We start from the raw sequence: 26,834 nt of genomic DNA, 5'->3' as shown, positions 1-26,834 counted from the left end.
CCCGCATCGAGTGGTCAGCGTAATCACCCGGCACCGTCGATAGCGGTGGCCTGTGGATAACTCGTGTCAGCGGGTGGCGGACGACACGATCGCCGCTCGCAGTTCACGCGCCGCGGCGCGCCAGTTCGCGCGAGCGAGGATTCTCTCGCGCGCCTCCTCATCGCCCGCGGCGTGCCACTGGGCATCGATCGCAGCGGCCGCTGCCGCCGCGTCACCGACCGGAACGAGCTGGGCCCAGCCACCGACGACCTCCCGGTGCGCAGGCACATCGGAGGCGACGAGGGGAGCGTCGAACCACGTGGCCTCCATCGCCGGGAGGGCCATGTTCTCATCGGGGGCGAGGGTCAGTGCCACCGCCGTGTGCCGCAGCATCCAGCTCAGCTCCGCGGGTGTCAGTCGCCCGGAGAAACGCACCCGACCGGTGTCCCGCGCGGCGCGGTGGCGGGCGCTGAGGCGCGCCTCGACGGATCGGCGCGACGAGTCGACGACCACGATCAGAGGGCTCTCCGGGGTGACCCGCGAGGACGCGAGTGCGGCGCTGACGGCGTCGTCGATCCCGTCGCGCGTACCCAGCCGTCCCCGGGTGACGGCGAAATCGGACACGTCCGCGACGATCGCGGGACGGATCGGCGATGCGGTGGTCAACGATGTGCGGGCGGCCACCCCGATGCTCGTGACCGGAGCGAGTACCCACTCATGGCGTTCGATGCGCGCCGCTTCGCTGCGGGTCCCGGTGGCCACGATGGCGGCGAACCGTGCGCTGGGCAGGATCGCGGAGGAGTAGATCCGCTGGGACATCGGAAACCACGCCGGGTGGTCGCGATGCATCGCATCGTGCACGATCGTCGCCGTCGATCCGCCGAGCGGGGTGAAATCGTGCACCACGAGGGCTTCCGCACGTACGCGTCGCGCCAGTCGTCCCAACTCGACGAGGTTGGAGAGGGCATGGGGTCGCAGCCGTACGGCGACGCGGCTCACTCCGGCAGGAAGATCCACAGCGGAGGAGTCGGGACGCAGCGCGACCGAGAGCTCATCCCCAGGGAAACTGCGATGCCAGGCAAGGATGATCTCCCGCTGTACGGCTCGCGTACCGCGGGCGTCGCCATCCCACCAGTAGCCGTCGAACAGGACGCGCATGACCCTCCCGGTTTGCCTCAATACACTAGACCGCTCGGGGACGAAGGGATGGGACGTGACGCGCAGTGTGGCGATCATCGTCGTGAACTACGCATCGGCGGGGCTGTTGTCTCAGAACCTGGTGGCGACGGCGGCGGCGATGCCGTACGCCGAGGTGTATGTCGTGGACAATCTGCACTCGGCGGCAGAACGGGCGCGGGTCCAGGAACTGGCCGAGCGCCAACGGTGGCGACTGATCGCACTGCCGGATAACCGCGGATTCGGTGCGGGCGTCAACGCGGGTGCGCGGGAGGCTTGGCGCGACGGTGCCACGGACCTGCTGGTGCTCAACCCGGACGCCAGCCTCGACGCCGCAGCGGCCGAGGCGCTGGCCGCAGCGACCGCGGGCGATCGGAGGGTGCTGGTGTCACCGGTGATCCGTACTCCCGACGGACGCACGTGGTTCGACGGCTGCGATCTGTACCTCGGCACGGGGGAGACTCGCGGCCGGCGAGCCCGTGACCGGTTCCCGGGCGCCGAAAGAGAGGAGTGGCTGGCAGGGACCGCGCTCTGGGTGACGCGAGAGATCTGGGATCTCGTGGACGGATTCGACGAGGAGTTCGAGCTGTACTGGGAGGACGTCGACTTCTCGCATCGGGTACGCGTCGCCGGCGGAGCGCTCGCGGTCGTGCCGGGGGCTATCGCCATCCATGACGAGGGCGCCACTCACCGAGCGAGCACACAGCGCTCTGAGGCGAAGAGCGAGCTCTACTACTACTTCAACATCCGCAACCGCCTCCTCTACGCCGCCCGGCACCTCGATGACGAGGGCATCCGCAGCTGGCTGGCGAGTTCCACCGCCAGCGCGCGCGCCATCCTGCTGCGCGGAGGGCGGCGCCAGTTCCTGCGTCCGCTGCCCCCGCTGCGAGCTGCATACCGGGGCCTGCGGGATGGTCGCCGCCTCGCGCGTGCTGAGCTTGTTCGTCGCGCGAACCAGCGCTGAGCGGAACCATCCACAGGCGCGCAACGAAGTAATCCACAACCAGGGCTATCCGGGGCAGGCAGCCCGCGATCAGCGCGTACTGTTCGTGAGATGGCTCTCATGAGCCGACCGATCTGCTGGGGAGTCGATCGGGGGATCACCTGGGGAAGGTCGCTTCGTGAATCGTTCTTCGCTGCCCGCGCGCATGCGCAGAGGCACTTTCGGACAGGCCCGCCGGTGGCCGACGGTCGGGCTCGCTCTGACGCTGGTGGCCGGTCTCCTCGGCGCGCCCACGGCTGCCGGTGCCGTACCTCTCGCTGTTTCCGCTTCTGCGGGTACGGATGTCGCGCCATCCGCACCCGCCACCGTGACCGCGGATGTGCTGCCGACCGTGCAGATCGATGGAGTGGTGTGGACGCAGACCGTCGTGGGCGACTGGGTGTACGTCGGTGGACAGTTCACCACCGCGCGTCCGGCGGGGGCGGCGCCCGGGGAGCGGGTCACGCCTCGGCGGAACCTGCTGCGCTACAACCTGGGCACGGGTGAACTGGACCCGGACTTCGACCTGCCGGTCAACGGAGCGGTGAACGCATCGACGGTGTCACCGGACGGTCATACCGTGTACATCGGCGGTGCGTTCACACAGGTCGGAGGGCAAACCCGCTACCGCGTGGCGGCCATCGACGTCGCGACGGGAGCCGTGACGCCGTTGAACGTCGGGACGAACGCGTCCGTGTACGGCATGGCTGTCACGGAGGAGTCGCTGTATCTGACCGGCGGCTTCAGCACGATCAACAACGTGGCGCGTGCTCGAGTCGGTGCGGTGAGCACGACCACCGGAAAGCTCCTGCCCTTCACCGCGGTGCTCACCGGTACCGGGGTGGGGCGCAGCATCGTCGTATCGCCCGACCGGAGCAAGGTGGTGGTGGCGGGCAGTTTCGAGCGGACCAACGGACAGACGAATCCGGGCGCCGGCATCGCCGCGCTGGATGCCGGCTCCGGTGCCAGCCTGCCCTGGCAGATGAACGCCACCATCAGGAACACGGGTGACTATCGCGGATTCATGGGGCTGAGCGCCGATGAGACCGGGGTCTACGGCACCGCGTATTCACGCACGTCGTTGGGACTCGAGGGCTCGTTCCACGCGAACTGGGCGGACGGATCGCTCGTCGCGATGGAGGACTGCCACGGCGACAGCTACTCGATCGTCCACTATCGTGGCGTGGCGTACAAGGCGAGCCACGCGCACTACTGCGGGAACGTCGCCGGGGCACCCGTGCTCGGCGGGGGCTACCGACACGCGCTCGCACTGGACCTGTCGCAGGCCTCGGGCACGATCGCGGAGAACTCCATCAGCCCGACCTACTATCAGTCATTCGCGGGTCAGCCGTCCGGACACCTCCTGCACTGGTACACGCGATTCACACCGGGCTCCTACACGGGTCTCTCGCAGGCGGCCTGGCACGTCACTGCCGGAGGAGAGTACGTGCTGTACGGCGGTGAGTTCACCGCGGTGAACGGGGTCAAACAGCAGGGTCTCGTTCGATTCGGCACGAAAGCGGTGGCTCCCAACAAGCAGGGTCCCGAGCAGAGCGGATCGGCTTTTCGTGTCTCGGTCACGAGCCCGAACAAGGGGCAGGCGCTCATCAGCTGGCGGGCGAACCTCGATCCGGATGATGCGGAGCTCACCTATGCCGTCGAGCGGCGAGGCGTCGCCGAGCCGGTCTTCACCACCACCGCCTCGTCGTCTTGGCAGGAGCTGCCCACCCTCTCGTACCGCGACGTGGCGCTCGCCCCTGGCGCGGCACAGGAGTTCCGTGTGACGGCGTCCGACGCGGCGGGAAACACCGCCCGCAGCGAATGGGCCCGAGTCGTGGTGTCTGCAGTCAGCGGCCAGAACAACGCACCGGTGTCGAGCTTCACGGCGTCGGTGGTCGACGGGACGCTGTCTGTCGATGCGTCGGCGTCGACAGACAGCGACGGACGAATCGTGTCGTACGACTGGGACTTCGGCACCGGCGTCACAGGCTCCGGTCCGGTCCTGCAGTATCGGTATCCGGCCACCGGCGAATACACCGTTCGGCTGACCGTGACCGACGATCAGGGGGAGAAAACGACGACGACTCGGACGGTGTCGGCGGTTGTGCCCGAGGCGCCGGCGATGAATCTCATCGCAGCTGATGACTTCGCCGGTCGGGGTGCGGACGGCTGGGGTGACGCCACCAGCGGGGGTTCATGGAGCCACATCGGAGCAGCATCATCGTTCAGTACCGCCGACGCTGGTCTGATCACGCTGGCGCCGTCACTCACGCGCACCGCTCGGCTGGACGCCGTGTCGTCGATGGACACCATCACGACGGTGCGGGTGTCCAGTGACGTGTCGTCCGCGGGTGGGGTGACGAGTGCGACGGTACTGGGCCGCGTCGTCGGTTCCGAGGCGTACTCGGCTCGCGTGCGGTTCGAGCCGGGCGGGACGGTGCGACTGTACCTGCTCCGGGGTGAAACGCCGTTGGGAGGCATGAGCACAACGCTGGTGGGGTACACGCCGGGGACGGATGTGGTCGTCGCATTGAGCGTTCGTGGCGCATCTCCCACGCAGCTGGGCGCGAAGATGTGGTTCGCGTCGACGATCGAGCCGGCCGACTGGCAGCTGACCGCGACCGACGGCACGGATGCGCTGCAGGGGCCGGGAAGCGTCGGTCTCATGGGGTCATCGAGTTCGTTGTCGACCGTGCCGCGAACGGTCCTCCGCTTCCACGAGTACTCGGTCACCGATGGGCGTCCCGCCGTCGCCGAGGGAGAGAACCATCCCCCGATGGCGGCGTTCACGACCGCGACAGACGGATTGCGAGTGGTGGTCGACGCGACGGGCGCGACGGATGCTGAGGGGCCATTGGCCCACTACGACTGGGACTTCGGGGATGGGATGACGGGTGAGGGTCCGATTGCCGAGCATGTCTATGCGGCCGAGGGCGTCTACACGGTCACCCTCACGGTGACCGACTCCGACGGCGCGACCGACGTCCGGGAGCGGGTGGTATCGGTCACGGAACCACCCGCGACCGACACCCTCGCTGAGGACGGCTTCGGGCGGGAGGCCACGGACGGGTGGGGACTCGCCGACACCGGAGGCGTGTGGTCGACGCAGGGCGGTGACTCCGTCTTCTCGGTGTCGAACGGCGCGGCGCGGATCGCTCTGGCACCGTCGTGGACTCGATCGGCGCTGCTCGCGGCGGTGCAGTCGGACCGCGTGGTCGTTCGTGCGACACTGCGTGCCGACGCGATTCCGGAGGGAGCCGGGGCCGCAGCGCTCACACTGGTCGGACGTCAGACCGACACGGGGGCATATCAGGCGCGCGTGCGCATCGAGGCCGGCGGAACGGTTCGTCTGTACATCATGCGAGACGAGGCTGCGCTGGGCGGCGCAAGCCTGGTGCTGCCGGATCGCTACCGGGTCGGCGAGCCCATCCACGTAAAGCTCCAGGTTTCCGGGACGGGGGAAACCGTGATCGCGGCCAGGATGTGGGCGGACGGAACTCCCGAGCCCGCCGCCTGGCAGCTCACCGGAACCGATCGCACGGACGGCATGCAGCAGCCGGGTGCCGTGGGGGTACGCGGTTCCGTGTCGAGTGCGGTCACGACGCCTCGCATCGCCTTCACCGTCACGGACTTCCGTGCGACCAGTGCGGCGCCGTGAACGTCGCGCGTGAGGTTATCCACACGCGGACGAGCGAGTAATCCACAATCGTGCCCGCGAACGGAACCGGCGGATCACAAACACGTAGGGTTCATGAGATGGCTCTCATGAGCCTTCCGGTCCGCTGGGAAGTTGACCGTGTATGTCCTGGGGAAGGTCGCTTCTGTGACTCGTTCATTGTCGTTCGCACGCCTGCGCGCGCACGCCGTCACGCATCGTCATCCTGCTGTTGTTCTGCTGGCGTTCAGCGCGGTGGCGTCGATTCTGATCTCGACCTTCGTCGGGACGAACGCAGGGGCGGCGCGGGCCGACGAAGTGCCGCCACCGGTGGCGGCGAGCCCGGTGACGGCTGACCCGCTGCCCACCGTGCAGATCAACGGAGTGGTGTGGACCCAGACCGTCGTGGGCGACTGGGTGTACGCCGCGGGCCAATTCACCAGCGCGCGTCCCGCGGGCTCCGCGCGAGGGCAGAACGAGACGCCACGGTCCAACCTGCTGCGCTACAACATCATCACCGGGGAGCTGGATCCGAACTTCGATCTCCCCGTCAACGGTGCCGTGAACGCCTCGACGGCATCACCGGACGGATCGACCCTCTACCTCGGCGGTGCATTCACCCGCGTCGGAACCGAGACGCGTTACCGCGTGGCCGCCATCGATGTCGCCACCGGCACGCTGTCACCGCTGAACGTCGGCACCAATGCCACGGTCTACGGGCTGGCGGCCACCGAGGACACCCTCTACCTCACCGGTGGGTTCAGTACGGTCAACAACGTCGCCCGTGCACGCGTCGGTGCCGTCAGCACTCTCACCGGCTCTCTGCTCCCGTTCACGGCAGTGCTATCGGGCACGGGAATCGGCCGCAGCATCGTCGTATCACCTGATCGAGCCAAGGTGGTGGTCGCCGGCAGCTTCGAGCGAGCCAACGGTCTGACCAATCCGGGGGCCGGCATCGCCGCCCTCGATGCGAAGACCGGCGCGAGCCTGCCGTGGGCGATGAACTCGGTGCTCCGCAGCTCCGGATCCTCCTCCGGATTCATGGGCCTCAGCTCGGATGAGTCGGGCGTGTATGGCACCGCGTACTCGCAGGCGGCCATGCGCCTCGAGGGCTCCTTCCACGCAGACTGGGGCGGCACCCTGGTCGCGATGGAAGACTGCCACGGCGACAGCTACTCGATCGTCCGCTTCCGTGGGGTCGTGTACAAGGCCGCCCACACGCACTTCTGCGGGAACATCGAGGGGGGCTTTCCGCAGGAGGGCACCTGGTTCTACAACCACGCTCTCGCGTTCACGATGGACCCCACCACGGTGAAGATCCTGCCGAACCGCACCGAGGCGGGTTCCTACGCGTCATATGGTGGCCAACCGTCGGCGAAGCTGCTGCCCTGGTACCCGCACTTCACTCCGGGGACCTACACCGGTCAGGATCAGGCCGGCTGGAGCGTGGCCGCCGGCGGCAACTATGTCGTCTACGGCGGTGAGTTCCTCTCCGTGAACGGCACTTCGCAGCAGGGACTTGTCCGTTTCGGCACGCCGGAGGTGGCGCCGAATGCCCAGGGGCCGCTCATCCAGGGCGCCGCATTCACCGTGACGATCACCAGTCCCAAGAAGGGGCAGGCGTTGCTGAAGTGGAACAGCAACTACGACTACGACGATGCGGAACTCACCTATACCGTCGAGCGCCGCGATAGTCCCACGCCGCTGTACACGACTACGTCGACATCGTCTCGGTGGAGCAGGCCTGCGCTCTCGTTCCGTGATGTGGCCCTGACCCCGCGCAGCACCTACGAGTACCGCGTCGTCGTCTCAGACCCGCACGGCAACAGCACGCGCAGTGACTGGACCCGCGTGGTCATCGCCGCGTCGGGGGCGCTCAATGTGGCACCGACCGCGAGCTTCACAGCGAACGTGGACGGCGGCATGGTCGCCGTGGACGGATCGGCATCCGCGGATAGCGATGGGCGGGTGATGTCGTACGACTGGGACTTCGGCAACGGCGTCACGGGAAGCGGGCTCGCCCTGAAGTACTGGTACCCGGCTTCCGGCACCTACACGATTCGGCTCACGGTCACGGATGACGAGGGCAAGACGGCTGTGACGACACGCGATGTGACGGTTGTCGTGCCCGAGGCGCCGGCGATGACGGTGATTGCGGCGGACGATTTCGCGGGTCAGGCCGCGGACGGATGGGGCGATGCCGCCGTGGGTGGTGTGTGGACCTCTTCCGGGGGAGGGAACACGTCGTTCAGCACGGCCGACGGCGGACTCATCACGCTGGCACCGTCGCTGACGCGCACCGCGCGATTGGAAGCCGTGTCCACGATGGACGCCATCACGACGGTGCGGGTCTCCACCGATGTGGCTGCGGCCGGTGGGGTCACCAGCGCAACCGTGCTCGGCCGCGCGGTGGGTTCCGATGTGTACTCCGCCCGCGTCCGATTCGAGCCGGGCGGCACGGTACGCCTGTACCTGTTGCGCGGCGAGACGCCGCTCGGCGGGAGCAGCGTGGTGCTGTCCGGCTACACGCCGGGCAAGGACGTGATGGTCGGGTTGAGCGTTCGCGGCGCATCCCCCACGCAGCTGGGGGCGAAGATGTGGTTCGTGTCCACTGTCGAGCCTGTCGAGTGGCAGCTGACGGCGACGGACAGCACGGATGAACTACAGGGCCCGGGCAGCGTCGGCCTGATGGGCTCCTCGAGTTCACTGTCGACGGTGCCGCGCTCGGTGTTGCGTTTCAGCGAGTACTCGGTGCACAACGGCCGGCCCGCGGTGGCCCCCGGAGAGAACGTTCCCCCCGCGGCAGCCTTCACCACCGCAACCGACGGACTTCGCGTGGTTGTCGATGCGAGCGGGTCGACGGACGTTGAGGGACCGCTGGCTCAGCACAGCTGGGACTTCGGGGACGGCACGACGGGTGAGGGCGCGGTGGCGGAACACACCTACGCCGAGCAGGGGTCTTACCCCGTCACGCTGACGGTCACCGACTCGGACGGCGCCACCGACTCCCGGGAGCGCGTGGTGTCGGTGACCGCGGTGCCCGTGGGTGATGCTCTCGCCCAGGATTCCTTCGCCCGTGACGTCACCGAAGGGTGGGGAGTGGCCGATACCGGTGGCGAGTGGTGGGCTCAAGGCGGAGCCTCGGCGTTCTCTGTCGCAGACGGAGCTGGGCGGATCACGCTCGCTCCGTCGTGGACACGGTCAGCGGCTCTGGCTGCCGTGCAGTCGGATGCGGTCGTCGTCTCTGCGACGATTCGCGCCGATGCGGTTCCGGAAGGGGCCGGTGCCGCGGCGCTGACCCTGGTCGGCCGCCAGACCGACACTGGCGCATACCAGGCGCGCGTGCGCATCGAGGTCGGGGGCACGGTCCGTCTCTATGTGATGCGTGACGAGGCGGCACTGGGCGGTGCCAGCCTCGTGCTGCCGGACAAGTACCGGCCCGGCGAGGCGATCCACGTCAAGGTGCAGGTCACCGGGACGGGTGAGACCGCGGTTGCGGCGAAGATGTGGGCGGAGGGAACACCCGAGCCGACCGCCTGGCAGCTGACGGGTACGGATCGCACTGACGGCCTGCAGCAGCCAGGATCGGTGGGCGTACGCGGCTCCATGTCGAGCGGCATCACCACGCCGCAGCTCACGTGGAGCGTGAGCGACTTCGTGGCGACGAGTGTGGCGCAGTGATGGCGGCTCACGAGGAAGCGGCTGGCGGCCGAGGTCGCGGCGTGCGCATCATCCTGGCCGCGCTTGGTGTGGTCGCCGCGGTGGCGGTGATCATTGTGATCCTGGCCTTGCGAGGCAACGGCGATGCCGCGGGGGTCGCGAATGCGACGACGGCTCCGTCCGGTTCGTCGTCTCCGATCGCCACGTCGCCAGCCCCTGCGCCAATGGCCGAGCCGGAGCCGGCAGAGTCCATCGCGCCCTTGCCGCCGCCGCAGCCGCCCGAGGGCTCGCAGGAGCAGCCGATCGCACCGGAGCAGGAGCCCGTCGCACCGACGGAAACGGCGACGGGCGCCGACGGCGCGAGCGTGGCGCTGGTGGGGACCGAGGCACTCGATGTCGTCGCGCAGCTGCCCGGCGAGGTATCGGGCGCCGGCATCAAGGTCACCGTTGAGATCACCAACACCACGGATGCACCCATGAACATGGACTACGTCGCGGTGAACCTCTACACGGGGGATGAACGCACGCCCGCGTTGCCGATCCAGTCCGCGGATTCCGGCGGATTCGTGGGCGAGCTCGCCGTGGGTGATTCCGCGACGGCGAGCTATGTGTTCCTCCTCGCCGAGGATGCGCGCGGGGACGTGCTCATCGGTGTCGACTATCTTCCCGGTGCTGCAACGGTGACATTCCGCGGGTCGCTCGAGGACTGACTGGGGCGCCGCAATCCGCGTCAGCGGCGGAGTAATCCACAGGAACCACGACGGAGTCAAAACCGCCTCGCGCCAGCCCGTAGGGTGCCGGGAGGCGGCTTTCCGAGTCCGCCTCGGTCCGCTGGGGAGCCGACCGAACGAATCCGGGGAAGGTTCGCTCACGTGTCACGTCTGTCTTCATCCGCCCGAAGTTCGCATCTCCGCTCTCGCGACCGACGTAGAGGCGCGCTCTCCCGACCCATCGCCATGGCGGTGGGAGCAGTGCTCATCGGCGCGCTCGCGGCCCCACCGGCTTTCGCGGATGCGACACAGCACGCGGGGTCAGAAGCGTCGGTGGCGAGCGCCGCCGTGGGTTCCGCCGCCGTGGATTCCGATGTCGTGCCTGCTGCAACGGATCCATCCGCAACGGAACCTTCCGCGGCGGATCCCTCTGCAGCGGAGGCAGAAACGGGCGTCGCCGAGGCCGATCCCGCGGTGGATGACGGCAGTTCCGGCGCTGCCGCTGCCGCCGCGCTGGAACTGCCGACCACCGTGACGGCGGATCCGCTGCCCACCGTGCAGATCAACGGCGTGGTGTGGAAGCAGCTCGTCGTCGGCGACTGGGTGTACGTGGCCGGGCAGTTCACGAGTGCGAGACCTGCCGGTGCGCCGGCAGGAACCGACGAGGTGCCGCGCCAGAATCTGCTGCGCTATCGTCTCAGCACCGGTGAGCTGGACCACGGATTCGTGGTTCCCGTGAACGGCGCGATCTACGCGCTCGCGCCTTCGCCCGACGGGCGGACGATCTACCTCGGCGGCGCGTTCACGCAGATCGGGACGGAGACGCGCTACCGCATCGCTGCCCTTGATACGGCGAACAGCACCGTCCTTCCGCTGAGCGTCGGCGCCAATGCGGGCGTGTACGGACTCGCGGTGACGGAAGACACCCTGTACGTCATCGGCGGCTTCAGCACACTCAACAACCAACCGCGGGCTCGCGTGGGTGCCGTGAGCACGCTGACCGGCAAGCTGCTGCCCTTCCAGGCGACGCTCACCGGCAGTGGCATCGGCCGTAGTGTCATCGTCTCACCGGACCGGTCGAAGATCGTCGTGGCCGGAAGTTTCGAGGCGGCCAACGGCTCCACCATGCCGGGTCGGGGTATCGCCGCGCTTGATGCCAAGACCGGTGCCACGCTCCCCTGGGCGATGAACGCCGTCATCCGCAATGCCGGATCCGCGACCGGATTCATGGGACTCACCTCCGACGCCACCAGCGTCTACGGCAGCGGCTACTCCTTCGAGGGTGGCGGGCTGGAGGGAACATTCCGTGCCTCGTGGAGCGATGGCAGCCTCATCACGATGGAGGACTGCCACGGGGACGTGTATGACGTCGCGCTGTTCGGCGGCCTGCTCTACGACGCGGCCCACACGCACGCGTGCGAAACCATCGAGGGGGGCTTCCCGGATGAGAATCCGGAGTTCCACAACCACGGTCTGGCCTTCCTCATGGAGCCGACCGGACGTGTGCTCGCCGACAACCGGGTGCCCACCTACGCGAATTTCGGTGGTCAGCCTGCGGCCACGCTGCTGCACTGGTACCCCATCTTCAAGCCAGGGACCTTCACCGGCCAGAATCAGGCCACCTGGACCGTGACTTCGGCTGGGGATTACGTGCTCTACGGCGGCGAGTTCCTGTCCGTGCAGGGTGTTCCGCAACAGGGACTCGTGCGTTTTGCGACCGGCACCGCTGCTCCAGAGAAACAGGGTCCGGTGCTTACGGGCGGAGGTTTCGCGGTGCACGTGGCGAGTACCAGCAGCGGGGAGGCTCTGCTCACCTGGACCAGCAATCACGACCCGGATGACGCCGTACTGACCTACACGGTGGAGCGGAGAGGAACCGCGACGCCCGTCTTCACCACGTCGTCGCGATCGACCCGGTGGGATCGTCCGACGCTCACCTATCGCGACACCGGTTTGGAGCCCGGCTCCACTCAGGAATATCGCGTGGTGGTGGCGGATCCGCACGGAAACAGCACCGCGACGGATTGGACCCGCGTCGTGGTGAGTGCGGGTGATACGCCGGAGTGGAACATCATCGCGGCCGACGCCTTCGGACGCACCGAGACCGCCGGATGGGGCAACGCCGCCGTCGGCGGGCGGTGGCTCACGAGCGGCGGCGCTGCCGCGTTCGGGGTGTCCGACGGGCGTGGGCGAGTCGCGCTGTCTCCCGCGCAGACCCGCAGTGTGCTGCTCGATGGCATCGCCACCACGGACAGCATCAGTACCGTACGCGCCTCCGTGGATCGGGCATCGGCCGGCGGTGTGGTCAGCGCAATGGTCCTCGGGCGGGTGGTGGGATCAGCGGTCTACTCCGCACGCCTCCGATTCGAACCCGGTGGGACGGTTCGGCTCTATCTGCTGCAGGGAGAGACCCCGCTGGGCGGCAAGAGCATCGTGATCTCCGGCTACACACCCGGCGACGACGTGAATGTCGCGCTGAGTGTTCGAGGAACCTCGCCGACCCAGTTGGCGGCGAAGATGTGGTTCAGCCGCACGGCGGAGCCCGCAGAGTGGCAGCTCACGGCCACCGATTCGACAGCCGCTCTGCAGACCGCCGGTCCCGTCGGCCTCGCCGGGTCGTCCAGTTCGCTCTCGACCGTGTCGATCACCAACCTCAGTTTCGACGACTATCAGGTGACCGACGGCCGTCCGGCGGTAGCCGCCGGCGAGAATCACCCACCGCGTGCGGACTTCGCCGTCGCCACCGACGGTCTGACGGCGTCTTTCGATGCGTCTGTTTCCTCCGACGAGGAGGGCCCCATCGCCGACTACACGTGGGACTTCGGCAACGGAACGCGGGGGAGCGGTGCCGTCGCGCAGGTCACGTACGTGCAGCAGGGCCAGTACACGGTGACGCTCACCGTCACCGACTCCGATGGTGCGACAGACACCCGGTCGCGGACCGTCGCGGTCACCGCACCGCCGACCGGGGAGGTGCTGGCCGCGGACACATTCGCCCGGACGGCGACCGGCACATGGGGTCTCGCCGACACGGGCGGGCCCTGGGAGGTGACCGGCGGCGACGGCGCGTTCGGTGTCACGCCGGGAGCCGCCGGCATCCTCCTGCAGCCGTCGTGGACGCGCGCCGCGTTGCTTCCCGCGGTGGTCAGTGACGCGGTGACCGTATCGACATCGTTCCGCGCCGATGCTGTACCGACCGGGACTGGCGCTGTCGCGCTGACGGTGGTGGGCAGGCAGACACCGACCGGCGCCTATCAGGGACGTGTGCGTGTGGAGACCGACGGTACCCTGCGTCTGTACATCCTTCGTGATGAGGCCGCGCTGGGCGGCGCCAGCGCCGTGCTCCCGGGTGCGTACCGGCCCGGCGAGCTGATCCACGTGCGGCTCCAGGTGTCCGGGACCGGACCCACGACGATCTCTGCGCGCATGTGGCGCGACGGTGAGCTCGAACCCAGCACGTGGCAGTTGTCGGCGACCGACCGCACCGACGGCTTCCAACAGCGCGGAAGTGTGGGTCTGCGCGGCACGATGTCCTCTGCGGCCACCACGCCACGCATCCAGCTGACGATCACCGACTTCCACGCCAACGCCGTGCTGCCCTAGCCAGCCCACGGCCCCCCGCCCCCTGGTACAGGCCCCGGTGGCCCTGGCCTGGCTGGCCCTGGCCCCGGGGCCCTGGCCTGGCTGGCCCTGGCCCTGGCCCTTGCCTCCGTCCCCGGCCCTGGCCCCGGCTGGCCCCGCCCCGGCCCCGGCTGGCCCCGGCTCTGGTTGGTCCCGGCCCCTCGTGTTGTCCGCGAGGCTTCCGTCTGTGGGCGACAATCGCCGCGTTGCGCTGATTCTCGCCCACAGACGGAAGTTTCACGGGTGATGGTGTGGTGGCCAGGGAGGCGGCGGGCGCCCGCGCAAGGCGATGGCGCATCAGGTTCGCGGCGCGTGCGGAGCGGAGGCGCGTGCGGAGCGGAGGCGCGGGCGGAGCTATGGCGTGTCTGGCACTATGGCGTGTCCGGAGCGGGGGCGTGTGGAGTGAGGGTGCGGGTCGGGGCATGCGTCAGAGGCGCGGCGGGGGAACGACGGCGGTGTGACGCCGACGTGAGCACGGGGGAGGCGGGCGCGTTCGGCGTTCGAGAGGAGGGCACACGCCAGTAGCAGGGCGAGGGTGTTGTAACTCGTGAGAAGCGGGCTGAAGAACATGTCCCACACCCCCAGGGCGAGCAGCAATGCGAGCAGCGCCGAACCGCGCCGCAGCGAAACCCGTACGGCCGCTGCGTGGACCGCGACGGCGAGCAGGAGCAGCGCGAACAGCGCGCCGGGGAGTCCGAACCGAATCCACAGATCACCCAGCACGGAGTGAACTTCGAAGTGTCCGCCGAACAGATACCGATCGACATAACCGTTGTCGGGATCGTAACTCAGTGCCTCCATGCCGTTCTTCGCGATGATGACGTCCGACATGTTCGGCAGAGTTCCGCTGCCGTACCCGAGGGGCTGCGCACCGAGCAGCGCCATCGCGGCACCGAGCTCCGGTCTGCCGCCCGTAATCAGCGAACCGCTCGCGTCCAACTGCGCCTGGGTTCGCTGCTGGGCCGCGGAACCGAGCACGCCCTCCACCAGCAGCGTCTGGATCACGAGGAACACCGTGATCCCCAACAGCGCCAGCCCCCCGAGCGTCAGCCAGGGACGCGATCGGAGCTGACGAGGAGGTACGAGCTGCAGCAGCACCAGAGCCCCGGCGATGAGTGCGAACGAGGAGAAGGATCGCGAATCAGCCGCGACCGAGATGACCGCCACGACCCCGAGAACCACGAGCTCGCCCCATCGACTCCGGCGCATCGCCAGAGCCAGCGCGAGGAAGGCGAGGGGGAAGGAGAGGGAGAACTTCCAGAGATTGGTGGTGTTGCCGCCGGTGATCGCCACATTCACCAGCGCCCCGAGAGCGAAGGCGATTGCGAGGTGAGAGGTCGCCAGCTGGGTGCGGGCCCACAGCAGCAGCCCGATGCCGGACAGCATCGACAGCAGGGTGAGCGATTCCCGCACCAGCAGCGACGAGTCGACCGCGCGGTCACCGGCGAACACCAGGGAGAGCACAGCGCCGCTCACGAGAGCCAGAACACCGAGGACCATCAGCGGTCGTGCCCACCGGAACGTCCGCAGCGCCGGCCACCACACTGGCAGCAGCAGGAGCGCAGCGATGATCGGCAGGGTGATACCCGGGCCGAAAGAGAACCGCATCCCGACGAGCGCGGCCGCAACAGCGGCGACGGCCCGACTTGCCCCCGTGCGCACGCCCGATGAAGTGCCGATCTCCGTCATCGGATAACCACGTCCGCCGCAGCCCGTGCTCGCCCGGCTCCGCTGGACACGGCTGATCGAGTCCGAGGTGCGCCGCTCGATGCCGTCATCCTGCCTCTCCGTTCCCGCCGGCCGGCATCAGCCGATCGCGATGGCGATGAATCGCAATCGCGTACGGCACGATCTGACACACCAGCACGGCTGCCGCATTGGCGAGCGGTGGACCGGCAGCGCCAAGCGTCGGCACCAGCAGCACCGCGCCGATGAGGCTCAGAACTGCCATCGCGAGCGTCGGCACCACCTGGAAGCGAATGCCCGCGGGATCCATCAGGAACATGCCGACGGGATACAGCACCGCCTGACAGGTGGCCATCGCCCCGAACGCCAGAATGGTGCCGAGGCCCACCTCGAAGACCCCGTGGGTGGCGAAGCCGAACAGCCACGGACCGATCAGCGCGACACACAGCGAAGCCGCGGCCGTACCACCGCCGAACGCCACCGACAGAAGCCCCGGCCCACGCCGCAGCTCGCCCCGGGCGCGGGCCCGGGCCCAGAAAGGCCACAGCGCGACGCCCGCCGCCGAGATCAGACCGATCAGCGCAAAGAACACCTGCGCGGCCGCGTTGTACTCCGCCAGCCGCGTCACAGTTCCCTGCTGTGCCACGGCGTAGCGCTGCGCCGCCATCGCGAGCGGCGGTGAGATCAGCTGCGCCAGCATCGGCCAGCCGATGTCCATCACCCGCGCGCCCGGATAACGCCGGGGCCGCGAGACGCGCCGCAGTGCCATACCCATGAGGGGGCGCAGGCTGAGCGTCGTCACCAAGAACCCCACGCCGGCCGCGGTGAGCGCGGCGACGAAGGACCCCACCGCAAGGAACGCGGCGTCGCCACGGAAATGCGTCCACGCCCACACGAGCAGGAGCGTGAGAGGCGAGACGAGTCCCTGCACGAGGATCACGATGTGATTGCGCCGGGCACCCAGGAGGAGCCGCGTCCATACGCCCAGCGGAACGGTGGCGGCATACAGGGCGCAGCACACCAGCGCGGCGTCCTCAGCGCCGGGCAGATCCCCGGCGGAGCCGAGCAGCAGCCGCCATCCGCCGGTCAGTCGCATCACGATCCCCGCGATCAGCACGATGCCCGCGAAGGCGCAGAGAATCCGTTCGACGGACGTCAGCTGATCGCGGACCCGCGTATCTCGCCGCGGATCGTCGCTGGATGCAACCGAGCCGACCAGCGCGGCACCCGCGCCCAGATCGCTGAAAGTCACGAGCGACGGCAGCGCGGTGAGAGCGCCGAAGAGCGCGTAGGACGCCTCGCCCGCGTCGCCCGTGATCACGCGGACGGTGAGGATGCCGCACACGAAGGCGACAAGCGTCGTGGCGGCCTTGGCGAGAATCGAGGCGAGTGCATTCACAGGCGTCGGCGCACCCACCCGAGGAATCGGCGCCCGCGCGGAGCCGGCGGCTCGTCATCGCCGTAGTACACGCTGCTGACCGCGGTACGGGAGTCGTTGAGAACGATGCCCAGGGCGCGTCGATCACCGACCGCAAGAGCTCGCAGCGAGCGCTGCAGGTTCGCCCGTGGCGTGCGCCCCGAACGGACGATGAGAATCGTGCCGTCCACGATCGGCAGCAGCCACTGCGCATCGCTCACCGCGATCACGGGTGCCGTGTCGACGATGACGTAGTCGTAGTTCGCCCGCGCCTGCTCGACCACCGCGCGCAGCTGGTCGGTGGCGAGCACCTGACCGGGGTTCGGTGGCAGCAGGCCGCTGGTCAGCACGCGCAGAGTCGGCACCGCCCAGGTCTGAACAGCGCTGTCAAGCGTCTCTTCACCGAGAAGGACGGAGGTGAGACCGACCGCGGACTCCAGCTGGGTGAACTCCGCTGCGGAGGGCCGACGAAGATCTGCCTCCAGGTACAGCACGCGATGGTTCATCTCCGCGAGGGTGAGCGCCAGCGCAAGACTCACCGAGCTCTTCCCCTCAGCCGCATCGGCCGACGTGATCATGAGCACGCGGTGCTTCTGCTGCAGATCCAGGAACCGCAGCGACGCCGTCACCTGTCGCATCGCCTCGGCCACTGCACCGTCCGGCGTGACACGGATGGTGCTCGCGAGGGTGCGCCCGTCGGCGACATGACCCACCTCGCCCAGCACGGGTGTGTCAGTCAGCGTCTCGATGTCGGCACGCGTGGCCAAACGAGCGCTGAATCGACGATCCGCCACGGCCGCGAGCAGACCCAGGGCCAGTCCCAGCAGCACCCCGCCGCCGATGAACACGCGCGTGTCCGGAGCGAAAGCCGCCGTCGGCAGCGTCGCGGCTGCGATGGTGTCGACCCGCACCGCGGCATCGCCACCCGACACCCGCGGCGAGGCGTTCTCGACCGCCACACTGAGCTCGGCGGCCACGGCGTTCGCGATGCGCTGCGCTGCCTGCGGGTCCTCGTCCACCGCCTGCAGATCGATGACCACGGTCCCGAGGCGTGCCGACGCGGACACGCGGCCAGCGAGTTCCTTCGGGGTGGTGTCGAGGCCGAGTTCGGTGATCACGGGATCCAACACGAGCGGTGAGGATGCCAGCACCGTGTAGGTCTGCACCAGACTCTGCACGTAGGTGGCACCCTGGACGAGCTCACTGGTCGTGTCACCGCGGTCGGCGATGACCATCACCGACGCCTGGGATCGGTACTGGTCCGGCAGGAACTGTGCGGTGGTGAATCCCACCGCTCCGCCGAGCACGAGGAGCAGCAGAATGACGATCGCATGGCTGCGAATCGCTGCGGCGTAGTCGTGTAGGGTCATGCCTCGGGTTCTCCGATCGACTGGGACAAACGATCCGGATGGGACCGTGGCGGAAAGGATGGCGCGGCATGGGGAACCGCATACTCTTCGTCTGCCATGCGAATGAGTGCCGCTCGCCGGTGATGGCGGGCGCGATGATCGCGGCTCTGGAGGCGGCTGTTCGCCAGGACGATTGGCGGGTGGGCAGTGCCGGCACGGATTCGCGTGGCGGGCCGCTGTGCCCGGTGGCGACCGAGGTTCTGGCCGAGAGCATGGATCCTCAGCTCCTCGCCGACTACCGTGCCCATTTCGTCTCGACGCCGATCGCGCAGCGCACGCTGGAACGCGCCGACCTCATCATCACGGCGACCCGGGAGGAGCGATCGGCGATCGCGCTGCGCGCTCCCGCGGCTCGCGCGCGCACCTTCACTCTTCTCGAAGCCGTGTCGCTCGGTGGCGATGATGGGGAGAGCGCGATGGACCTCGCAGAGTATGCGGATATCCTTCATGAGCGGCGTGGTCTCACCGGTGCCGCATCTCATCGCCGACTTCTGGCCCTCAGGAAGAGCAACGATCCGAATGACATCCCGGACGTCCACCATGCCGCCCTTCGTGCGCACCGCGCGGGACTGCAGGAGGTGCGGGAAGCCGCGCACGCCCTGGCTTCGGGCATCCTCGCGGCCATCGGAGAGTGACGCGTGACCGAAGAGCGAGCGGGCACGCCCGTGCTGAGCATCATCGTTCCCACCTTCAATGAGGCGGGGAACGTGGCCGAGCTGGTCCGTCGCGTGAGCGCCGCGATGCGCGGCACCGCCGTGGAGGTCATCTTCGTCGATGACTCCACCGACGACACTCCGCAGCGCGTGGAGGATGTGGCGCGCACCGCGACGATCCCGGTGCGTCTGATCCATCGCGATCAGCCCCGCGGCGGCCTCGGTGGCGCCGTGCTGGAAGGCATCGCGGCAGCGCACTCCGATCTGTGCGTGGTCATGGACGGGGATCTGCAGCACCCGCCGGAGACCATTGCCGCGCTGCTCGCGAAGCAGCAGGAGGGTGATTACGACGTGGTCGTGGCCTCGCGCTACACCGGGGACGGCACCGCCGCGGGCCTTTCGGATCGCATGCGCGTCTTCGTCTCGCGGATGTCCACCCTGGTGACCAAGGCGATGTTCCCGATCCGCCTGCACACGGTGAGCGACCCGATGACCGGCTTCTTCCTGCTCGATCGCACGCGCATCGACACGCAGCGACTGAAGCCCCGTGGATTCAAGATTCTGCTCGAGATCCTGGCTCGCCAGAACCTGAACGTCGCCGAGGTGCCGTTCAACTTCGCCGGTCGTCATGCCGGAGAGTCGAAGGCGTCGCTGAAGCAGGGCTTCCGCTTCCTCACTCAGCTCGCCTACCTGCGCTTCGGCCGGATGAGCGCGTTCGCCGTGATCGGTGGCATCGGCGCGCTTGCGAACCTCGGCATCATGGCCGGTCTGCAGGGGCTCGGCATGGGCTATGTGTGGGCGGCGATCATCGCGGCCGTGCTCACGATCATCGGCAACTTCCTGCTGATCGAGCGATTCGTGTTCCGCGACATGCGCGAGGACGCCTCGACGGTATGGTCTCGACTTTTCAAGTCGTTCACGTTCAACGCCGTCGAGGCCGTGGTCCGCATCTTCGTGATCTGGCTGGCCGTGCAGACCTGGCACCTCGCCCCGGTGCTCGTCGCCGCCGTCACGCTGGTGATCGCGTTCGTCGTGCGCTACGTGTTCCACGCCCTGGTGGTCTACGCGCCCCGCAAGGGTGCCGACGTGGCGACGCGCGAGCGCAGCGAGGTCTGACACCGGCTCAGGCATCGACGCGTTCGGGAGCCTGGCGACGCAGCAGCTTCGCGAGTGGATGGATCGTGCGCCCAGCGACCAGTTCGCGGGCGAGCGCCTCGTAACCGTCGGCGACATCGTCCCAGCGGAAAGCGGTGCGGGCGCGGTGCTGTCCTGAGGCGGCGACCTCGCGGACCCGTTCGGGGTGCGCTTCCGCATCGGCGAGAGCGGCGACCACGCCGTCGGCGTCCCGGAAGAACCATCCGGTGCCGTCCAGCGTCTCGCGATTGAAGTCGACGTCGTAGGCGATGACGGCGGTGCCCGCGCCCATCGCGCGCAGCAGCGACGGGTTGGTGCCGCCCACGGAGTGACCGTGCAGGTAGGTGTGTGCGTGGCGGTAGAGGTCGTCGAGCTGGCTCTGCTCGTAGACGCCGCCGAGTAGCCGGATGCGTGCGTCGTCACCGGCGATCCGCTGGATTTCGGCCGTGTAAGCCGCACCGTACGGGGCGGATCCGACCACCACGAGCGGGAGGCGAGCGTCCGAGCGACGGTACCCGTCGACGATCTCGCGCACGTGGTTCTCCGGTTCGAACCGGGCGACCACGAGGTGGAATCCGTCCGGCTGTAGGTCGTACTTCCGCAGCGCCGGGGACGGCGACGTATCGTGCTCGAGGATCGGAGCGCCGTACCGGAGCAGCTCTGTAGGGACCCCGAACTCCGCCGCATAGTAATCGGCGATTCCAGGAGCATCGGCGATCAGGGCGTCGGCGGTGCGCACACCTCGCCCTTCGGCCCAGCGGTAGTAGTCGCGCCCGCGTCCGCTCCACTTTGCCCGCCGCCACTCCAGGCCGTCCATGTGCAGGGCCGTCGGTATCCCACGCAGCCGCAGCAGGGGCAGGAACGGCGCGTTGGCCGCGTTGAAGACGAATGCGGCGTCGGGCCTGCGCCCGACCGCGTGCAGCGCGGACAGGGCTGTGTGGCTGAGGGTCTCCGCCTGCTTCACCGGCAGCGCGGGCAGATGCACCAGCCGCATGCCGTGATAGCGCTTCGCGCGGTGGCGCGAGCCGCGGCAGTAGACGGTGACCGTATGCCCGCGCTCGGCCAGACGCACACCGATCTCCTCCACGGCCGTCTCGAAGCCGCCGTAGGCGGCGGGAACGCCGCGGGTGCCGATCATCGCGAGGGACAGCGGTGCGGGCATCAGTAGGCTCCTCGTGCGAAGAACATCACGCGGACGGTGCGCCACATGATGATGAGGTCGGACAGCAGGGACCAGTTCTCCACGTAGCGCAGGTCGAGGCGCACGCTCTCATCCCAGGTCAGGTCGCTGCGTCCGGAGATCTGCCAGAGGCCCGTGATCCCGGGCTTGATGTAGAGTCGGCGCGACACCACGCCGGAGTAGGTGACGACCTCCTCGGGCAGTGGCGGACGCGGACCTACGGCGCTCATGTCGCCCCTCAGCACGTTCCAGAACTGCGGCAGCTCATCGAGCGAGAGTCGGCGCAGCACGCGACCGACGCGCGTGACGCGCGGATCCTCGCGCATCTTGAACAGCGGCCCCGCCCCGTCGTTCGCGTGGATGAGTGCGGCGACCTCCGCATCGGCTCCGACGCGCATGGTGCGGAACTTCACCATCCGGAACGACTTGCCGTCCCGACCGATCCGTTCCTGCCGATAGAAGAGCGGCCCGCGCGAATCCAGCGGGATGAGGATCGCCAACGGCACGGTGATGAGCGCCACCGCGACCAGCCCGATGAGGGCCACCACGATGTCCAGTGCCCGCTTGAGGACGAACTGACCGCCGTCGAAGGTCGGGATCCGGACCTGAATCAACGGAAGTCCGTCAACCGGGCGCAGCGAGATCCGCGGGCCGGCGACGTCGGCGAGCCGACTGCCGAGAATGAGCTCGGAGGCGGTTCCCTCCAGCTCCCACGACAGCCGCTTCACGTAGTAGGGGTCGGCATCGTCCTGGCTGACCACGATGATGGTGTCGGCCGCGAGCTCCGCAGCCGTGCGTGCTGCGGTGTGCGGGGTGCCGACCAGCGGGTAGGGGCGGCCATCCACCTCCAGTGAGGCGCGGTGGTGGGTGTCCGGGGCGCCGGTGAGCACGGCTCCCACCACCAGGTGCGCTCGTTGTCCGTCGCGGTGCAGCGCCTCGATCACGTACTCGACGTCGCGGATCTCGCCGACGACCAGGGTGCGCGAGACATAGTGGCCGAACAGTCGCTCGTGCAGCAGCCAGCGCCGCCAGCCCCATCGCCCGAGCAGGAGCAGGAACAGGCCCAGCGGCAGAGAGACCAGAAGCTGCAGCCGCATACCGTCGGCCTGCACGACGACGAACGCGGCCGCGAGAGCGCCGAACGCGAGCCCCGTGGCGCCGAGTACACGCGCGTACTCCGTGGTCCCGCTGCCGAAGACCGCGGCCTCTCGGGAGCGGAAGAGGGCCAGCGCGATCAGCCAGCACGTCGCAACGAGAAGAGGGAGAGCGAATGCGCCGGTCAGGATGTCGACGGCCTCCGCCAGCGGAAGGCCGGGGAGGGGGAAGAACAGCAGCGCCCGCGGCGCAAGCGTGGCGACGAGAACAACCGCAAAGTCCGTCCACTGCAGGCGACGACGGTAGCGGCGCTCCCAGCGGCGGCGGATGTCGAGCGCCGTACCCGTAGTGGGCGCTGACGGCGTCGTCGGCGAGCGGGGTGCATCGGATCCTCGTTCGTGACGATCGGCTCCGGGCTGGTCTGTCACGTGCGCGTCGGCTCCGTGCAGGGGGTCGTTCTCGAGCCCGCCGGGTACGCTCCGGTCTGGACCGGCGTGATGCGCGCGGGCGTGATCCGCACTGCCGTGATCGTCGCCGTGTCGATCTGAATCGCGCCCGTCCACGAGCGCGTGGATCGGCCGCGCCGGGATGTCGATGAGCGCGTCGGAGTCCTGTGCGCTGCGCGGGATCGTATCCTCATCGATCCCGTCGGCGACTCCCGGCCACCCTCCTCGCGCGAGCGCTCGGGCATCGAGGTGTCCTCGGCGCGCGTCGAGTCGGTGTCCGGTTCCGCGCTCCAGCGCGGTCATCGTTGCATCCCCTGCACGTTCGTGTCCCCACATCACACCGTGCCCGCCCCCGCGGGTCACCCGTCATCCCCATGACGCGTACCGCGCGCGCTTCGAGATCACGCGCGCGGTTTCAGAACTCTACGCAGGATCGCGGTGTGGGCTCAGCGACCATCCACAGGCCTGGATCAGACCGCGGACTCCAGGTGCGCGACGAGCCGTTCGCGTGCTCGCTGCAGATGATCACGGAGGATGGCGGCAGCGCCATCGGCATCACCGTCCGCGATCGCGCCCAGAATCCGATCGTGCTCATGAGCGATGTCGGCCACGGTCAGCAGATCGGCACTCTGGGTGCGGGTCATGCACAGCCGCACCTCATCCGCCAGCATGCGGTAGACCCGCGACGTGCGCGGGCTGCCAACCGCGTCGACGAGTGCGGAGTGGAAGCGCATGTCGGCGTCCACGATGGTCAGGGGGTCCTCCCCCGCCATATCGGTGAGGAGTGCGTTGGCGCGCTCGGCTTCGGGGGCGCTCGCGCGGCGCAGGGCCAGTTCGCGCACCACCTCCGCCTCGATGCGCTCGCGGGTGGAGTAGATGTCCGCGGCGTCTGCGGCCCCGAGCTCGGCGACGCGCGCGCTCTTGTGCGCGCCGCGCGTGAGCAGCCCTGCCCCCACCAACGCCTCGATCGCGGCTCGCACGGTGGGTCGCGCGACGCCGTAGTGCGTGGCTGTGTCGACCTCCCCGAGCGGCTGTCCCGATGCCAGGGCGCCGGACAGAATCCGCGTGCGCAGGTCGGCGGTGACGGCGTCGACGACCGACACCACGCCCAGATCCGCTGCTGACACGTCGCTCCTCCCGGTGGAAACTGAGTGTACCGACTGCGTATGATCGTCTGCACAGCATACTTGTCTGACAATCTTGGAGGATCGATGTCCGGACATCGGGTTTCCGAAGCTCCTGCGGGCGTTCCCGCGGGAGTCCTGGCCGCTGTCGCGGAGGCGGATCGGATCCGAACCCGCGCCATCGATCGGTACGCGTACGCGAGTGACGCATCGCACTACCTGTATGTTCCCGATGCTGTCGTGATCGCGAAAGACGCCCAAGAGGTGGCCGCGATCCTGCGGGGATCTGCCGGCGCCGCGCACGTCACGTTCCGCTCCGGCGGAACCAGCCTGTCGGGTCAGGCCTCCGGCGGGGGAATCCTCGTGGACACGCGCCGCGAGTTCCGTCGCATCGAGGTGTTGGATGGCGGAAAGCGTGTGCGGGTGCAGCCCGGTGCCACGCTCCGCTCGGTCAACGCCCGGCTGAACCGCCACGGCTATCGCCTTGGTCCCGACCCGGCCAGCGAGGTCGCCTGCACCATCGGCGGCGTGGTGGCGAACAACTCCAGCGGCATGGCCTGCGGCACCGAGGAGAACTCGTACCGCACCATCGAATCCCTGGTGCTGGTGCTGCCGAGCGGCACGATCGTGGACACCGGAGCCGCAGATGCGGACGAGCTGCTGCGTGCTCGTGAACCCGAGCTGGTCTCCGGGCTGGAGCGACTGCGCGACCGCGTGCGATCGAATCCTGCGTCCGTGGCACTGATTCGCCGCCAGTTCGCGCTGAAGAACACGATGGGCTACGGCATCAACGCGTTCCTGGACTTCGATTCCCCGGCCGAGCTGCTGGCGCATCTCGTCATCGGCTCCGAGGGCACGCTCGCCTTCGTCGCGGAGGCCACCTTCCGCACTGTGCCGATCCGACGCGAGATGGCCACCACGCTCGCGGTGTTCCGCAACCTCGACGAGGCGACCCGCTCGCTGCCCGACCTCGTCGCGACCGGAGCCGCCACGCTCGAGCTGATGGATGCCACCTCGCTGCGGGTGGGGCAGAAGCTGCCCGGCGTGCCCGATGCCATCCTTGGTTTCGACGTGGACGCTCAGGCCGCGCTTCTCGTCGAGTACCACGCCGACTCCGCCGAGGAACTGGCGCTGGGAACGGCGGCGGGCGAACGCGTGCTGGCCGGATTCGATCTGCGCGACCCCGCGATGTTCTCCAGCGATGCCGCTCGCCGCGCCGCCGCATGGAAGTTCCGCAAGGGGCTCTACGCCTCGGTCGCGGGCGCCCGTGCGCCGGGAACCACCGCGCTGCTCGAGGACGTCGTCGTCCCGGTCGAGCGTCTCGCCGCCACCTGTGAGTCCCTGCAGGAGCTCTTCGCCCGCTACGACTATGACGACAGCGTCATCTTCGGGCACGCGAAGGACGGCAACATCCACTTCATGCTCACCGACCGGTTCGGCGACGCAGCCAGCGAGAAGCGCTACCTGGGCTTCACCGAGGACATGGTGCAGGTGATCCTCGACGCCGAGGGCAACCTCAAGGCCGAGCACGGCACGGGTCGCGTGATGGCGCCGTTCGTGCGCCGTCAGTACGGCGACGAGCTCTACGACGTGATGGTGCAGCTGAAGCGCCTGTGCGACCCGCTCGGCGTCCTGAACCCCGGCGTGATCATCACGGAGGAGGAGGTCCACCTCGCCGACGTGAAACCGGCGCCGTCCATCGAGGCGGAGGCCGATCGCTGTGTGGAGTGCGGCTACTGCGAGCCGGTGTGTCCGTCGAAGGACCTCACCCTCACGCCGCGTCAGCGCATCGTGGTGCGCCGCGCGATGGCCGTGGCTGAGGAAGCGGGCGATCAGGCGCTGGTGGCGGAACTGGAGAAGGACTACGACTACTCCGGCGTGCAGACCTGCGCCGTGGACGGTATGTGTCAGACCAACTGCCCCGTGCTGATCAACACCGGTGCACTGGTCAAGCGCCTGCGACGCGAAGAGGCCAATCCCGTGCTGGCCGCGGGCTGGAAGGCCGCAGCCGCGGGCTGGGGGCCGATGACCACGGTCGCCTCCGCCGCGCTGACGGTGGCCGACGCGATGCCCGTGGGACTCGTCGCCGGCGTCACGAAGATCGGCCGTGCGGTGCTGGGTGCCGACGTCATGCCCGAATACTCGGCCGACCTGCCGGGCGGTGGCGCCTCGCGATCGAAGGTTCGCGGGATCCGCGGTTCGGGCGAGGTGCGCGCGGTGTACCTTCCCGCGTGCGTGAACGAGATGTTCGGGCCGGACGGCGACGGCCCCGGTGCCACCAGCGCCCTGCTCACCCTGCTCGACCGCGCCGGCGTCGCGGTCGTCGTCCCCGACGGGATCGGCTCGATGTGCTGCGGCACGCCGTGGTCGTCGAAGGGCTACCAGGCCGGACACGACCTGATGGCCGACCGTGTCGTCGCGGCTGTCCGCGAGGCGACCCGCGGTGGCGAACTCCCGATCATCACCGACGCGTCCAGCTGCACCGAGGGCTTCCATCGGATGCTCGACGGGCAGGGTTTCCGCTTGGAAGACGCGACCACGTTCGTCGCACGCGAAGTGCTGCCGAAGCTCTCGGTGTCCGAGCGGATCGACTCGCTCACGCTGCACCCCACGTGCTCCTCGGTGCAGCTCGGGATCGACCCGGACGTGCGTGTGATCGCCGACGCTGTGGCGGACGTCGTGAACGTCCCCGCATCGTGGAACTGCTGCGGCTTCGCAGGTGACCGCGGCATGCTGCACCCGGAGCTCACCGCATCGGCAACGGCCGCGGAGGCAGCGGAAGTCGCAGAACTCGATGCCACGGCGCATGCGTCGTGCAACCGCACGTGTGAGCTCGGCATGGCTCGCGCGACGGGTCGGCCCTACTCCCACATCCTGGAACTCCTCGCCGCCGCGACGGTGTGAGTC

General features: G+C 68.7%; 15 protein-coding genes. 8 read left to right on the top strand and 7 right to left on the bottom strand.

The window, feature by feature from the left end; translation table 11 throughout:
• Positions 1–66 precede the first annotated feature (66 nt).
• Complete coding sequence (locus ABTV68_RS19890; protein WP_433675400.1) at positions 67–1,137, bottom strand: glycosyltransferase; 1,071 nt, start codon at positions 1,135–1,137, stop codon at positions 67–69.
• Positions 1,138–1,192: 55 nt separating this feature from the next.
• Between ABTV68_RS19890 and ABTV68_RS19885 the strand changes: the two genes are divergently transcribed.
• The 5 genes from ABTV68_RS19885 (at position 1,193) to ABTV68_RS19865 (ending at position 13,765) form a co-directional block, all read left to right on the top strand.
• Positions 1,193–2,119, top strand: coding sequence for a glycosyltransferase family 2 protein (locus tag ABTV68_RS19885; protein WP_433675399.1), 927 nt, complete (start codon positions 1,193–1,195; stop codon positions 2,117–2,119).
• Between the two features lie 184 nt (positions 2,120–2,303).
• Positions 2,304–5,795 (top strand): PKD domain-containing protein, encoded by a 3,492-nt coding sequence (locus ABTV68_RS19880; RefSeq protein ID WP_433675398.1) that lies wholly within the window; start codon positions 2,304–2,306, stop codon positions 5,793–5,795.
• A gap of 165 nt (positions 5,796–5,960) precedes the next feature.
• Positions 5,961–9,473 carry a PKD domain-containing protein gene (locus ABTV68_RS19875; protein WP_433675397.1) on the top strand — a complete coding sequence of 1,171 codons (3,513 nt, stop codon included), beginning with the start codon at positions 5,961–5,963 and terminating at the stop codon, positions 9,471–9,473.
• Positions 9,473–10,162, top strand: coding sequence for a hypothetical protein (locus tag ABTV68_RS19870; RefSeq protein WP_433675396.1), 690 nt, complete (start codon positions 9,473–9,475; stop codon positions 10,160–10,162). The genes ABTV68_RS19875 and ABTV68_RS19870 overlap by 1 nt, the downstream gene beginning before the upstream one ends.
• 246 nt (positions 10,163–10,408) lie before the next feature.
• On the top strand, positions 10,409–13,765 hold the full coding sequence (locus ABTV68_RS19865; protein WP_433675395.1) for a PKD domain-containing protein: 3,357 nt from the start codon (positions 10,409–10,411) through the stop codon (positions 13,763–13,765).
• 372 nt (positions 13,766–14,137) lie between these two features.
• Here ABTV68_RS19865 and ABTV68_RS19860 read toward each other — a convergent pair whose 3' ends face one another.
• The 3 genes from ABTV68_RS19860 to ABTV68_RS19850 form a co-directional block, all read right to left on the bottom strand.
• Complete coding sequence (locus ABTV68_RS19860) at positions 14,138–15,472, bottom strand: hypothetical protein (RefSeq protein ID WP_433675394.1); 1,335 nt, start codon at positions 15,470–15,472, stop codon at positions 14,138–14,140.
• 85 nt (positions 15,473–15,557) lie between these two features.
• On the bottom strand, positions 15,558–16,868 hold the full coding sequence (locus tag ABTV68_RS19855) for a lipopolysaccharide biosynthesis protein (RefSeq protein ID WP_433675393.1): 1,311 nt from the start codon (positions 16,866–16,868) through the stop codon (positions 15,558–15,560).
• The gene (locus ABTV68_RS19850; RefSeq protein WP_433675392.1) at positions 16,865–18,256 is read right to left on the bottom strand and encodes a polysaccharide biosynthesis tyrosine autokinase; all 1,392 of its coding nucleotides are present in this window, start codon (positions 18,254–18,256) and stop codon (positions 16,865–16,867) included. The genes ABTV68_RS19855 and ABTV68_RS19850 overlap by 4 nt, the downstream gene beginning before the upstream one ends.
• Positions 18,257–18,324: 68 nt before the next feature.
• Between ABTV68_RS19850 and ABTV68_RS19845 the strand changes: the two genes are divergently transcribed.
• Positions 18,325–18,930 (top strand): hypothetical protein, encoded by a 606-nt coding sequence (locus ABTV68_RS19845; RefSeq protein ID WP_433675391.1) that lies wholly within the window; start codon positions 18,325–18,327, stop codon positions 18,928–18,930.
• 3 nt (positions 18,931–18,933) lie between these two features.
• A complete protein-coding gene (locus tag ABTV68_RS19840) occupies positions 18,934–20,064 on the top strand; it encodes a glycosyltransferase (protein ID WP_433675390.1) in 1,131 nt (376 codons plus the stop codon).
• A 7-nt stretch (positions 20,065–20,071) separates the two neighbouring features.
• Here ABTV68_RS19840 and ABTV68_RS19835 read toward each other — a convergent pair whose 3' ends face one another.
• The 3 genes from ABTV68_RS19835 to ABTV68_RS19825 form a co-directional block, all read right to left on the bottom strand.
• Positions 20,072–21,244, bottom strand: a complete 1,173-nt coding sequence (locus ABTV68_RS19835; protein WP_433675389.1) for a DUF1972 domain-containing protein — start codon at positions 21,242–21,244, stop codon at positions 20,072–20,074.
• Positions 21,244–23,106, bottom strand: coding sequence for a sugar transferase (locus tag ABTV68_RS19830; RefSeq protein ID WP_433675388.1), 1,863 nt, complete (start codon positions 23,104–23,106; stop codon positions 21,244–21,246). The genes ABTV68_RS19835 and ABTV68_RS19830 overlap by 1 nt, the downstream gene beginning before the upstream one ends.
• Positions 23,107–23,273: 167 nt before the next feature.
• Positions 23,274–23,930: a GntR family transcriptional regulator gene (locus tag ABTV68_RS19825; protein ID WP_433675387.1), complete on the bottom strand. Its 657-nt coding sequence runs from the start codon at positions 23,928–23,930 to the stop codon at positions 23,274–23,276.
• An 84-nt stretch (positions 23,931–24,014) separates the two neighbouring features.
• Between ABTV68_RS19825 and ABTV68_RS19820 the strand changes: the two genes are divergently transcribed.
• A complete protein-coding gene (locus ABTV68_RS19820) occupies positions 24,015–26,831 on the top strand; it encodes an FAD-binding and (Fe-S)-binding domain-containing protein (RefSeq protein WP_433675386.1) in 2,817 nt (938 codons plus the stop codon).
• Positions 26,832–26,834: the final 3 nt, after the last annotated feature.

Origin of the sequence: Microbacterium gorillae (assembly GCF_050990725.1) — a bacterium.
GTDB lineage: Bacteria > Actinomycetota > Actinomycetes > Actinomycetales > Microbacteriaceae > Microbacterium > Microbacterium gorillae_A.
Note: the sequence above shows the minus strand (reverse complement) of the source record. Positions and strands in the feature narration are given on the sequence as shown.

Bases quoted from the DNA above. Each gene is read 5' to 3' on its own strand.
- ABTV68_RS19850 (WP_433675392.1), bottom strand. From the start codon at position 18,256: ATGACCCTACACGACTACGCCGCAGCGATTCGCAGCCATGCGATCGTC.
- ABTV68_RS19835 (WP_433675389.1), bottom strand. From the start codon at position 21,244: ATGCCCGCACCGCTGTCCCTCGCGATGATCGGCACCCGCGGCGTTCCC.
- ABTV68_RS19880 (WP_433675398.1), top strand. From the start codon at position 2,304: ATGCGCAGAGGCACTTTCGGACAGGCCCGCCGGTGGCCGACGGTCGGG.
- ABTV68_RS19860 (WP_433675394.1), bottom strand. From the start codon at position 15,472: ATGACGGAGATCGGCACTTCATCGGGCGTGCGCACGGGGGCAAGTCGG.
- ABTV68_RS19890 (WP_433675400.1), bottom strand. From the start codon at position 1,137: ATGCGCGTCCTGTTCGACGGCTACTGGTGGGATGGCGACGCCCGCGGT.
- ABTV68_RS19845 (WP_433675391.1), top strand. From the start codon at position 18,325: ATGGGGAACCGCATACTCTTCGTCTGCCATGCGAATGAGTGCCGCTCG.
- ABTV68_RS19820 (WP_433675386.1), top strand. From the start codon at position 24,015: ATGTCCGGACATCGGGTTTCCGAAGCTCCTGCGGGCGTTCCCGCGGGA.
- ABTV68_RS19865 (WP_433675395.1), top strand. From the start codon at position 10,409: ATGGCGGTGGGAGCAGTGCTCATCGGCGCGCTCGCGGCCCCACCGGCT.
- ABTV68_RS19830 (WP_433675388.1), bottom strand. From the start codon at position 23,106: ATGACCGCGCTGGAGCGCGGAACCGGACACCGACTCGACGCGCGCCGA.
- ABTV68_RS19870 (WP_433675396.1), top strand. From the start codon at position 9,473: ATGGCGGCTCACGAGGAAGCGGCTGGCGGCCGAGGTCGCGGCGTGCGC.